Annotated in this window: 9 protein-coding genes; 5 read left to right on the top strand and 4 right to left on the bottom strand. The window is 71.8% G+C overall.

Annotated elements, in window-relative coordinates; genetic code table 11:
• Window positions 1–187 precede the first annotated feature (187 nt).
• The gene (locus OG439_RS31065) at window positions 188–862 is read left to right on the top strand and encodes an LPXTG cell wall anchor domain-containing protein (protein ID WP_326944297.1); all 675 of its coding nucleotides are present in this window, start codon (window positions 188–190) and stop codon (window positions 860–862) included.
• Window positions 863–928: 66 nt separating this feature from the next.
• On the opposite strand, the gene OG439_RS31060 is transcribed toward OG439_RS31065, so the two are convergent.
• Window positions 929–3,187: a hypothetical protein gene (locus tag OG439_RS31060; protein ID WP_326951656.1), complete on the bottom strand. Its 2,259-nt coding sequence runs from the start codon at window positions 3,185–3,187 to the stop codon at window positions 929–931.
• Window positions 3,188–3,292: 105 nt separating this feature from the next.
• Between OG439_RS31060 and ahcY the strand changes: the two genes are divergently transcribed.
• Window positions 3,293–4,765: an adenosylhomocysteinase gene (gene ahcY, locus OG439_RS31055; RefSeq protein WP_247057517.1), complete on the top strand. Its 1,473-nt coding sequence runs from the start codon at window positions 3,293–3,295 to the stop codon at window positions 4,763–4,765.
• 511 nt (window positions 4,766–5,276) lie between these two features.
• Window positions 5,277–5,417, top strand: coding sequence for a hypothetical protein (locus OG439_RS31050; RefSeq protein ID WP_326944296.1), 141 nt, complete (start codon window positions 5,277–5,279; stop codon window positions 5,415–5,417).
• Window positions 5,418–5,482: 65 nt separating this feature from the next.
• On the opposite strand, the gene OG439_RS31045 is transcribed toward OG439_RS31050, so the two are convergent.
• The 3 genes from OG439_RS31045 to OG439_RS31035 form a co-directional block, all read right to left on the bottom strand.
• On the bottom strand, window positions 5,483–7,069 hold the full coding sequence (locus OG439_RS31045) for an ABC transporter substrate-binding protein (protein WP_326944295.1): 1,587 nt from the start codon (window positions 7,067–7,069) through the stop codon (window positions 5,483–5,485).
• 28 nt (window positions 7,070–7,097) lie between these two features.
• Window positions 7,098–8,957: a hypothetical protein gene (locus tag OG439_RS31040; RefSeq protein WP_326944294.1), complete on the bottom strand. Its 1,860-nt coding sequence runs from the start codon at window positions 8,955–8,957 to the stop codon at window positions 7,098–7,100.
• A 169-nt stretch (window positions 8,958–9,126) separates the two neighbouring features.
• A complete protein-coding gene (locus OG439_RS31035; RefSeq protein ID WP_326951655.1) occupies window positions 9,127–10,125 on the bottom strand; it encodes a hypothetical protein in 999 nt (332 codons plus the stop codon).
• A gap of 247 nt (window positions 10,126–10,372) precedes the next feature.
• Between OG439_RS31035 and OG439_RS31030 the strand changes: the two genes are divergently transcribed.
• Both OG439_RS31030 and OG439_RS31025 read left to right on the top strand, forming a co-directional pair.
• Entirely contained in the window at window positions 10,373–10,945 is a 573-nt protein-coding gene (locus tag OG439_RS31030) for a papain-like cysteine protease family protein (RefSeq protein WP_326944293.1), read from the top strand.
• On the top strand, window positions 10,942–11,709 hold the full coding sequence (locus tag OG439_RS31025) for a hypothetical protein (RefSeq protein ID WP_326944292.1): 768 nt from the start codon (window positions 10,942–10,944) through the stop codon (window positions 11,707–11,709). The genes OG439_RS31030 and OG439_RS31025 overlap by 4 nt, the downstream gene beginning before the upstream one ends.
• Window positions 11,710–11,739: the final 30 nt, after the last annotated feature.

The raw sequence follows: 11,739 nt of genomic DNA, 5'->3' as shown, positions 1-11,739 counted from the left end.
CGTCGCGAGACGATCTTGCTTTTGGTGCCCAAAAGGGGACCCCGTGTAGCGAGGCGAGTGACGTGCGATACCTTTCGATCCTTCGTGTGCCACTGACGGGTGAGTTACAACAGTGTGATTTCACGCTCAGTGGTGCCGCGATCACAAATTTTCCAAGGTGTCCCCCCGCCTGGCACAGGAGTTCTGAATGCGTAGTCGTACCCTTCGCGGCTCGGCCGCGATCATCGCGCTCACCGCCGCCGCCCTCATCGGCACCGCCGGTTCCGCGCTGGCCTGCCACAGTGACGACAACCGCCCGCACCCGACGCCCGGCAAGGCCACGCCGTGCGCCGAGGGCACCGACCTCGGCCAGGGCGACGTCGTCGCCAAGATCACGAACAACCGCCTGGCCATCACCAAGGTCAACGAAGGCGTCACGGTCAAGCGCATCGTCGTCATCGGTGGCGACGACGGCTTCAACGACTACACCCCGGGCGCCCGCGGCCTGGACAAGAACGCCCCGTGGACCGACCTGCGCGCGCCGTTCAGCCGCAACGGCCACCAGGCCGGCATCGAGAAGTGGTACCTCTGCGGCTCGAAGACGGTCACCAAGCCGACCGAGACCACGACGGCGCCGACCAAGCCGGCCCCGACGACCGAGGCCACGAAGCCGAGCGCCCCGGCGACCTCGGACACCTCGGTCTCGCCGACCAGCTCGACCGCCCCGGCCGTCGTGCCCGCGGGCAACGAGTCCGGCACCGGCGGCGGCCTGGCCAACACCGGTTTCGACAACATGTGGCTCGTGTGGATCGCCGCGCTGCTGATCCTCGGCGGTGGCGGCCTGCTCGCGCTGCTGAAGTTCCGCCGCAAGGCTTCCGAGTGAAGCTGAGCTAGCCCGAAAGTTCCGTGAAGGCCCCCTTACCGGCTCAAGATGCCGGGAAGGGGGCCTTCACGGCTTTCCAGGGAAGTCCGGGAAGAGCAGCCCTTGTACGCCGCCGTTCGGTTTGCCGAGCCCGGCCGCCATCGCGACGGCGTGGTCCCACTCCGCGTCGACGACGTAGTCCTGGTGCCTGAGCACCCCCGGTGCCCAGCGGTGCCGCCCGGTCGGGCCGCGCAGCGGGTCCGGCAGCCAGTGGTCGCCGCCCAGGATGAGGACGCCGTTCTCGTCGGCCTTCGCCTTCAACGGGCCGCAGCCGCCTTCGGCCAGGAAGCCGACGCCGTACAGCTTCCGGTCGGAGACCTCGTGCCGCCACGTCGTCACGCCGCCGCCGAAGATGTCCGTGCCGCGGCACAGCGCCCGCCACCGGCCGTCGAGGCTTTCGAAGAGCTGCTCCAGCGACTCCTGCGGCAGCAGCGCGGGGAACGCCCGCTGGTAGCCCCACTGCAGCGGTGAGCCGGCGGTCAGCACGCCGACGCGTTCGCGGTCGGTCTCCGGCAGCTCGGCCGCGAGCCGCGCGGCGGCCATGACCGTGAGCAGGCTGCCGAGGTTGTAGCCGGACAGCACCACCCGCGTCCCCGGCTCCTTGAGGTGCTCGCGCACGCGCGCGGCCAGTTCGGGGACGACCTTCAGCGCGTAACACGGCGGCACGGTCGGGTGCGCCGCCCGCGGCCAGAAGCAGACGAGGTCGGCGAGCGCTCCGAGGTGCCGGCTGCGCTGCGGGGTGCGCGCGGCCGTGTAGACGACCCGCAGCAGCCCCGCCGCCAGCGCGCCGAGCGCGACGACGCCGATCGCCGACAGCGGCCCGAACCAGCCGGGGACCAGGCCGAACCCGAACCGCAGCACCAGCAGCGCCGCGCCGCCCGCCGACATCGCGGACGCCACGGTGAGGGCCAGGTGGTGCAGGTGCCGCCGTTCCCACGCCGACCGCGCCCACGCCGCCGCGGCCTGGGCCTCCTGCTGGGCGTCGTGCTCCATCAGCCCGACGATCGCCGGGATGCCCCGCCGCAGCCGGCGCACCGGGACGGCGACCGCGAAGCCCAGCAGGGACAGCACCGCCGCGAGCGCCAGCCCGGCGCCCCACAGGACCGTGACCAGCAGGTACGTGTCGGGCACCTGCAGGAGGCCGGCCCCGGAGAGGCGTCGGACGGCTTCGGCGAGCCCGGCGCCGAACCCGCCGCCGAGCAGCCCGGCGAGCGCGAGCACCGGCGCGGCCGCCCAGCCGCCCGCCCACGGCCGCAGCCGGCGCGGCTTGTGCTTCCAGGTGGGCCGGGCCAGCAGTGCGGCCGGGGCCAGGAACAGCGCGAACAGCACGGTCACCGCGACCAGTGACGCGCCGAGGCCCTCGACGACGCCGTTGGTCCCCGGCAGCCGGCCCGGGCCGGGGCGCAGCCGCACCGCCGCGACGACGACCAGCAGCACGGCGAACGCGATCAGGCCGCGGCGGGCGATCCGGCCGGTGTCCGTGCCGATCGCCGCGGCGACGACGGCGGCGACGACCAGCGCCAGCGTGGCGATCCAGACGACCAGGTCGAAGACGGCCCCCGGCACCCGGAACGGGCCGCCGAGCAGCAGCAGCGCGACCGACGCGAGCGCGGCGACGGTGTGCAGCCCGCGCAGCGCCGGCGTCCCGGAGCCGGTGCGCATCCGCAGCGGGCCTTCGACGCGGTCGCTCTCGGCGTGCACCGCCCAGCTCGCCGACGAGATCCGGTGCAGCACGAAGATCACCACGAGCAGCGGGAGGACGCCGACCACGATCCGCGCGGGCAGCGTGCGGAGGTTGTCCGGGATCGCGGGCAGGCAGCCCGAGCCGGGGGCCAGGCACTGCGCGGCGAACAGGTCGAGCGCGATCGCCGCGAGCTGGCCCATCAGCAGCATGGTGAGCAGCAGGGCCGCGACGCGCAGCAGGCCGCGGCACACCGCGCCGAGCACGCGGGGGAGGCGGCGCCCGGGCGGGACCGCCGGCAGCATCCAGAACGCGACGTTGGCCAGCGAGAACGGGAACAGCAGGGCCCAGGTCGCCTTCGCGGCGCCCCCCGACGTCATGCCGTGCCAGAGGTAGCCCTCGAGGGTCCGCGGGATCGACCGGCCCAGGGCCGGCAGCACCGGTCCCGGCGCCGGCCGCCGCAGCCGGTCCGCCGGGCGGATCACGCGGCCCAGCCCGTCCCCGGCGACGTCGACGGTCGCGACCGCGTCGAGCAGGGTCTCGCCGCTGGTGCCCACGAGGCCGGCGACGCGGATTTCGACGACGCGGGTGTCCGGGCCGGGCATGGGCACGGTGAAGGCCTCCTGAGCTGCTGCGAATCGCTTTCTAGGGAAGGTCGAGCGGACAACGGTAGTGTTCGGTAGTCATCGAGTCTTGGAGGAATCGCCACTATGACCCCCGAAAGCGTTGCCAAGCGGCACGAGACCCGCAACGGCATCGAGTTCGCCGTCGCCGACCTCGATGCCGCCGAATTCGGCCGCAAGGAGATCCGCCTCGCCGAGCACGAGATGCCCGGACTGATGGCGCTGCGGCGCGAGTACGCGGAGGTCTACCCCCTGCGCGGGGCGCGGGTCTCCGGTTCCCTGCACATGACCGTCCAGACCGCCGTGCTCATCGAGACGCTGGTGTCGCTGGGTGCCGAGGTGCGCTGGGCGTCCTGCAACATCTTCTCGACGCAGGACCACGCGGCCGCCGCCGTCGTCCTCGGCCCGAACGGCACGGCCGAGGAGCCCAAGGGCGTCCCGGTCTTCGCCTGGAAGGGCGAGTCGCTCGAGGAGTACTGGTGGTGCACCGAGCGGATGCTCACCTGGGACGGCGAGGGTCCCAACATGATCCTCGACGACGGTGGCGACGCCACCATGCTCGTCCACAAGGGCACCGAGTTCGAGAAGTCGGGTGTCGTGCCGGCCCCGGACGAGAACACCTCGGACGAGTTCCGCGTGTTCCTCGAGCTGCTGAAGGCGTCGGTCGCTTCGGACACCGGCAAGTGGACGAAGATCGGCGAGGGCATCCGCGGCGTCACCGAGGAGACCACCACCGGCGTGCTGCGGCTGTACCAGCTGGCCGCGGCCGGTGAGCTGCTGTTCCCGGCGATCAACGTCAACGACGCCGTGACGAAGTCGAAGTTCGACAACCGCTACGGCATCCGCCACTCCCTGATCGACGGCATCAACCGCGGCACGGATGTGCTGATCGGTGGCAAGGTCGCGGTCGTCTGCGGTTACGGCGACGTCGGCAAGGGCGCGGCGGAGTCGCTGCGCGGCCAGGGTGCCCGCGTCATCGTCACCGAGATCGACCCGATCTGCGCGCTGCAGGCGGCGATGGACGGCTACCAGGTCCAGACGCTGAAGAACGCGCTGCCCAACGCCGACATCGTGATCACGACGACCGGCAACAAGGACGTCGTGCTGGTCGAGGACATGGCGAAGATGAAGCACCAGGCGATCCTGGGCAACATCGGCCACTTCGACAACGAGCTCGACATGGCGGGCCTGCAGCGCTACCCGGGCATCCGGCGGATCACCATCAAGCCGCAGGTCGACGAGTGGATCTTCCCGAACGGCAACACGATCATCGTGCTGTCCGAGGGGCGCCTGCTCAACCTGGGCAACGCGACCGGCCACCCGTCGTTCGTGATGTCGAACAGCTTCTCCAACCAGGTGATCGCGCAGGTCGAGCTGTTCACCAAGCACGAGGAGTACGACAAGGAGGTCTTCCGCCTCCCCAAGAAGCTCGACGAGAAGGTCGCGAAGATCCACCTCGACGCGCTCGGCGGCGAGCTGACCAAGCTCACCAAGGAGCAGGCCGAGTACATCGACGTCGACGTCGAAGGCCCGTTCAAGGCGGACCACTACCGCTACTGAGCCTTTCGGCAGGTCAGGCCGCCCCGGACGTGTCCGGGGCGGCCTTTCTGTTGCGCGCTTCGAAGCCGAGGGACGCAGCATGAACGACCTGGTCACCGAGGGCCTGCGGGGTGTGGTGGCGCAGGGGGAAGCCCGCTGGAACGACGCGATCGCCTCGTCGCCGAAGGCAAGCTGCTCGTCTTCGAACCGGAGGGCGAGGCACCGGGGCACGACAAGCTGGAAGAACTCTCGCGCGGCTGGGGCACGGCCGTCGGCGAGGCGCTCGACTGGACGCGAGGTTACGCTTTCTACGCCGGCACGAGTGCCGTCGTCGGGGCCTACCTCACCGATGAGGCCGATCACGTCGAGCTGCGGAAGCTGCTGATCGACGGTGGGCACCTCGCGCTCACCAGCGAGCTGACCCGGCTGGAGTTCGCGAGCGCGGTCACCGCGGCCCAGCGGACCGGGCGCATCCCGGACGCCGAGGAGTTCCTGCACCAGTTCGACCAGGATTCGCGAACGGTGCTACCCGGTGCGCACCCTCGACGCGATCCACCTGGCTGTGGCGATGCACGGCACGGCGGAGCTGACCGGCGGCGCGCCGGTGACCTTCGTGACCCGGGACGATCGCCAGGCCGAGGCGGCCAAGGCCAACGGGTTCGAGGTGCTGTGAGCGGCGGACCCGCGTAGCTCGTGTCCCGCCGGCGGGAAACCGGCGGCGCGTCCCCGGAGGCCCGGTCAGCAGGTCGCCGGGTCTCCCGGGCCCGCCGGCACGCTTGTCGTGCGGGCCGGGCGGGAGCCGGTCGCCGGTGGCAGGGGGCAGACCCGGACCACGGGCGGGCCGGCGTCGGCCCGGTTGCCGCTGTTGTCGAACGTGATCATGCCGCCCGCGCCGCGGACCGCTTGGCCCGCCGCGGAGAAGCCGCTGATCGCCGTGTTCACCTGGCTGCGCTGGACCGGTTTCGCGGCCGGCAGGGTGCGCAGGGCTTCGGACACCGTGACCGTCGAGTCGTAGGCGTTGACCGCCCAGCCGTCGTCGATGTCCGCCAGGTCGAACCCGGCGCCGGTGAACGACTCCTCCAGATCGGCGAACCCGGGGTTGTCCGGGCGCTTCTTGTCGGCGCCCGAGACGAGCGTCGTGAGCAGCCGCACCTTGCCGGTGGCGAAGCTCGCCGACCGCAGGGCGCGGACCCGCAGGTCCTCCAGCATCGGGTTGTCCTCGACCGCGCGGAGCCGCTGGCCGTCCGAAGTGCTCACCACGGCCACCGACGTCGCCGCGCACTGGCCGCTGCCGAACGCCTCGTCGAGGCTGAACAAGAGCCGGGCGAGGTCGCTGCCACGGGCGATGTACACGACGGTGACGTCCTTGGCCGTGCCGCAGATCCGCCTCGCCGTCTGCAGCACCGTGGTGGACTCGTCGGCGTCGAACTTCACCTCGGTGACGTCGCCGCCGAACCGGCGCTGCACCATCGGCAGCGCGGTGCAGGTGTACGGATCGGAACCGCCGGTGGGCACCATGATGAAGTCCGGCCGCGCGGTCACGACGGCGGCGAGCCGGTCGATCTGCACCCGGTTGCGGTAAGCGACGCGGTAGAAGTAGTCCCGCCCGATCCCGCGCTGGTAGGTGATGTCCGGGTCGCACGAGTCGAACTGCGGCTGGTCCTCGCGCGAGCCGGTCTGGTCGAAGCCCTCCGCGGTGATCACGTCGGACACCATCGGGATCTTCGCGCCGGCGAACAGGTCCGCGGTCCGGGCCGCCTGTTCCTGGCTCAGGCCCATCCCGACGACCGCGACGACGTCCGGCCGGTCGGCGAGCGCCTGCGCGACGTCGAGTCCTTCGCTGTCCGGGCCGTACGCGCCGATGTTCGCGACCACCAGCCGCATCGGGTGCACGCAGCCGGTGCCGTTGGCGTGGCGCTGACCCGCCGCCATGCCTTCGAGCTCGTGCACCGCGCGGCCGCCCGTGTAGCGGTCGGTCATGGTCACCAGCACGCCGACGCTCACCGGCGTGCCGTCCGGGTCGCAGCTGTCGGCGGCCGCGTCGTTCTGGTGGTCGATGGTCTGCAGCACCGGGGCGAACCGGTCGAGGCCGAAGGCGTACGAGCCGTCGGACAACCCGACGCACTCGCCGGCGGCGGACCAGGCGGCGGTACCGGGCCAGCCGTCGTTGCAGGTGGCCAGCCGGCCGAGGTCCTGCCGGAAGACGACGACGCCGGTGGCGGTGACGGCCAGCAGGACCACGAGCCCGAGCCGGAGCCAGTCGATCCACAGTTTCGGGAAGCGGTCGGCACGGGGCACGACCACCCAGCGGTAACGCGAGGGCAAGGTGGGGTCCTTCCGGGAGGTGGGGCGGTCAGCGCCGGGGCCACATGAGGAATGGCGGCCGCTCGTCGCCGTACCCGGCCAGGTGGGTGAGGCTGTGCGAGGCGAGGGTCTGCAGGGTCTTGCGATTCCACGCGGAGGTGAGGCACGGGTCGTGGAGTGCGGGGAACACGCCGAGCAGCACGACGATGTGGTCCACCGGAGTCGCGGGCTGCTTCGGACCGCAGACGGCCGCGAAGTCCCGTTCCCGGGGGTCCGGGGTGGCGGTGACCTCGTCGAGCAGGGTCAGCCAGTCCGCGGCCCGCAGCTCCCGCAGGAGGCCGGCCAGCTCCTTGGCCACGACCTCCTTGCCGCTCAGCAGCCTTTCGTGGTGCAGCCGGCCGGCCGGGTCGTCGGGCCCGGCGCGGTCCCGCAGCTTCCGGAACACCGCCGTCCAGCCGGTCGCCGGGTCGTCGCGGGCGGCGAGGAGCCGCAGGCCGGCGTACCGGGCCAGCGGGTGCAGGCGGCCGCCGTCCGCTCCCGGCGGCGACCACAACGTCGGTGACGTGAACACGGGGGAGCCGATGCCGATCGGGTGCGGCAGCAGCGGGAGCAGCCCGTCGGCTTCGCGCCGATCCCGGGCGCCCGACAGGGTCACGAGCGCCTCGAACTGGGGCTCGTCGACGTCCTTGCGCGCGCTCAGGCCGCGAGCGAACGGTTCCAGCAGCCGGTGTTCGATCGGGACGTCGCCCGGTCCGCGGCGGCGCAGCAGGCCGTCGAGGTCGTCGGCCAGCTCGGGCGCGGCGACGAGCGTGCGCAGGACGATGCCCGTCCCCTCCGGGTGGCCGTGGGTGAGGTCGTGGGTGATCAAGCCGTACCGGCGTCCGCCACCCCAGTCGAAGCTCTGGGCCAGCAGGCAGACCTCCTCCTGGCCGAGGTCGGCCGCCGGCACCCGCACCCACGGCCGGGCCGGGCCGGCCCCACCCGCCCAGCCGGTGTCCGCGGTGAGCACGTCGGCCAGCGCGCCGGCGGAGGCGACGGCCACGTTCACCGGGTCCGGCAGGCCGGCTCGCGTGGCGGCCAGCCCGGCCCGGACGCGGAGCAGCGAGCCGATGAACGCCGACGGGCCGGGCAGGTCGGCGTCGTCGATGAGCACGAGCACGTTCGGTGCGGTGCCACGGGCCGACTCCCAGCTGTGCCGCAGGTCCGCGAGCAGGGCGGCGACCAGCAGGTCGGTCACTCCTTCGCGCAGGTCGGCACGGTCACTGCGGGCCCGGTTGCTGAGGTCGATCAGGATCTGGGCGGCGTTGTAGCGGAAGCCCTTGTCCTGGTGGCCGAACCAGGCCACGAGGCCGTCCCAGTCGATCTGCCGTTGCCAGGCCCGCTTGCGCAGGGCCGCCAGGACGCCCGCGGCCACCTGCTTCGCGATCGCGGGGGTGACCGCGGCGACGGGTGGGGCGGCCTGGTTCGCGGCCAGTGCTCCACCGGCGGCCACCAGGCCGACGACGAACTTGGTCACCGCGGCGGGCTCGCTGTAGGCGGCCAGCACCACCTTCAGCCGGCTCAGCGCCGCGGCCGCGGTCAGCCCGGAGAAGTCTTCGCTGAGGACGATCTGCGCGATCACCGTGCGCGGGAACTTGACGTCGTAACCGCGGATTCCCGGGGTGAGACCGAGCATTACGGCGGTGAGGACGCCGCGCACAGCGGAATCCGCGGGTTCGCCGTTGTCGTGCGGTTGAACCAGTGCTGTCGGCGTCTTTTCCTGGTATTCCTCCAGCGTTTTCCGCAACGCCGTGGAACGGCCGGAGCCGCCGGTTCCTTCGAGGACCAGAACCGGCGACGGTGGTCCTCCGGCGTCGTTGACCTGTGCTTCCACCAGCGCGCCGAGTGTGGTGGAGAGGTTTTCTGGCACTTTTCTCCTTGCCGTCCAGTCTCCCCCGACTGGAAGGCAATACTTTAAACGCCGATCCCGGGACCCGTCCCGGAGTAGTTGTGCTCAAACGCACTCTTCACCCATTCGAGTGAATCGTGCACTCGCAGGGTAATCAAATTCCGTTCAATTCGGCGGGGTGTTGCGCCAATCAGTTCCACTCCACCGCGACCCCGGCCAACCCCGGGCCCGCGTCGTTGAAGAACGCGCTGCTCACGCCGCCCATGTCGCACGCCAGCTCCTCCGCCACCACCGGCAGGGCGTCGTCGCGGGCGCGGACCTGGCGGGTGCAGCGGGCCGGGAGGGCGTTGCGGTCGAACCTCAGCTGGACCAGGTAGCTCGCGCAGCGGTCGCGCAGCATCCGGTAGTAGCCCGGCGACGCCGAACCCGAGTCGTCGCGGACCTCGAAGCAGAACACGTGGATGTCGCCCTCGGCCAGCTTGCGGTCGAACAGCAGCTCCGTCGCCATCGTGTCCGCGTCCGGGTTGCGGCGCATCCGGCCGACCCGGCAGCCCTCGTCCGTGATCAGCTCGACGTCGTCGATCCGGCAGCCCGGATCGCCGTTGTAGACCGTCAGGTAGCGGTCCGGGCCGTGCCGGCGCGCTCGCGTCACCAAGCGGGTCCGGAGGCTGACCTGCCGGTGCTCGGCGTCGAACGTGATCGTGTCGTGGACCGACAGCAGCTCGAGGTCGCCGTTGTAGTGGTTCGACGACGGATACGCGCCGAGCTCGGCGAGCAGGTCCTCGACGATCGACCCCATGTCACCGGAACGGAGGTCGTGGAACGACGCCGCCGGCTGGTGGCCGCGGCGGACCAGTCGCGGGCCGATCAGCACCACGAGGGCGTCCGCGGGCAGCTGGAGGACCGATTCCAGGGCCCGGACCGCCGGCAGTGCCTTGGGCACCTCGGGCTGACGCAACCCGCGTTGCCAGTAACTCAGCGTCGACTGTCCGATTTGGACCCCGCGCAGCGCGAGGTGCGCGCGCAGCCGGGCGAGCGAGAGTCCGCGGTAGGCGATCGCGAGTCTCAAGGCATGGTGGAATTCGCCGGTCCGGAGCGCTTCGGTCAGCTCTTTCGGCAGTTCGGCGACCGATGCCCGGGTCGCCCGGGCGCCATCGATGATCAGTGGAAGGTTCCCGTCTTGTACCACCGCTCGTCCCTTCACCCGACCAGTGTGTGCGCTGGGCGTGAACACCGCGGAACGTTCACGTTAGCAGCGTAGAGTGGGCGTGCCGACCCCCGTTCAGGGTGGTTGGCCACGTGATGGTGACTGTTCCGCGTTCCGGCTACCCCCCGGAACGGTCCGTTCCTCCAGATGGCGTTCTTGCTCCGGGTGATGGCGTTGTTCACCGTGGTGACCACCGCTGGTTCGCCCACGTTCGAGCAGGAGGCCGTCCGTGCTGGTGAAGTCGAGCAGAGTCCACACCGCACTGGCGGTGAGCCTGGCGCTGTGCCTGGTCGTGCCGGCCACCGCCGCCGCGTCCGGCGTGCCGTCGAGCGTCCGGAACCAGATCTCGATGCAGGCGCAGCTGCGGACCCAGTGGTGCTGGGCGGCGTCGGGCAACACCATCGCGGCCTACCACGGCGTCACCGTCAGCCAGACGCGCTTCTGCCAGCTGGCGCACAACACGACAGGGACCGACTGCGCGAACCTGCCGGGCACGCTCGCCGACCCGCAACGCGCCTTCGCCCGGCTCGGGTTCACCTCGCCCGGCCGCTACCTCGACAGCCGCATCCCCTACGCCTCGATCCGGACGCAGACCGCCGCGAACCGGCCGGTCGAGACCCGGGTCGGCTACCGCTCGGGCGGCGGCCACACGCACGTCCTCTACGGCTACGACACCAGCGGCGACTGGGTGTACTGGGGTGATCCGGGGCCGGCCAAGCGCTACAACTGGTCGACCTACGGGTACTACACGCAGAATTCGTCCTTCACCTGGACGCACACGCTCACGGGGATCACCCGATGAGCAGGCGGGCGCTGGTGCTCGCCGTGCTGACCGGCGCGGCGCTGCTGATGACGGCACCGGTGTCAGGCGCGGCCCAGGCCGCCGGCATCAGCAGCGCCGACGCCGCGGCGGCCCGGAGCGCGGCCGCCGCGCCCGGGCTCCAGGACACCCTGGTCCGGTTCTTCGCCCAAGCGCCCGGCGCGTCGGCCGCGCCGGTCTCGGTGCGGATCGCGCCGGACGCCTACCCGGTCTACGACCTGTCCCCGGACTTCGTCGTCGGCACGCCGGGCGCGGCACCGGGCGCGTTCTCCTACTTCGCCGTGCCCGTCCAGGCTTCCGACGGCCGGACCGCGACGCTCTGGTCGGTCCGCGGTGACGACGGCGCGTGGCAGGTCGGCAACATCGCTTCGGGCGACGTCGAGACGTCCTTCGCCCGCAAGCTGCCCGCCGGCGCCCAGCTGCTGCACGAACCGCAGGTCGACGCCTGGTACGCGGTCGGCGACGGCCGCGTCACGCCGCTCGCCGGCGGTGCCGCGCTCAGCCTCGCCGACTACCAGCGGGCGGTCGGGGCGAAGTACGCGGACAAGCTCCCCGGCTCGGCCTACGACCGCGACGGCGAGGCCGGCGGCTACGGCGCCACGGGCTCGGTGATGCCCCGCGGCGACGGCGGCCCGGCACCGTCCAGCAACGACACCGGCTGGGTCCCGCTGCTGATCCTGGCCGGCGTCCTCCTGGTCAGCGGCGCGGGTTACTACGTGCTGCACCTGCGGCGGACGACCGCCTAGTCGTACCGGCGGGCTCGGCGTCGATCCCCT

Origin of the sequence: Amycolatopsis sp. NBC_01307 (assembly GCF_035975215.1) — a bacterium.
In the GTDB taxonomy this organism is placed as follows: domain Bacteria; phylum Actinomycetota; class Actinomycetes; order Mycobacteriales; family Pseudonocardiaceae; genus Amycolatopsis.
Note: the sequence above shows the minus strand (reverse complement) of the source record. Positions and strands in the feature narration are given on the sequence as shown.

Bases quoted from the DNA above. Each gene is read 5' to 3' on its own strand.
- OG439_RS31025 (WP_326944292.1), top strand. From the start codon at position 10,942: ATGAGCAGGCGGGCGCTGGTGCTCGCCGTGCTGACCGGCGCGGCGCTG.
- OG439_RS31060 (WP_326951656.1), bottom strand. From the start codon at position 3,187: ATGCCCGGCCCGGACACCCGCGTCGTCGAAATCCGCGTCGCCGGCCTC.
- ahcY (WP_247057517.1), top strand. From the start codon at position 3,293: ATGACCCCCGAAAGCGTTGCCAAGCGGCACGAGACCCGCAACGGCATC.
- OG439_RS31065 (WP_326944297.1), top strand. From the start codon at position 188: ATGCGTAGTCGTACCCTTCGCGGCTCGGCCGCGATCATCGCGCTCACC.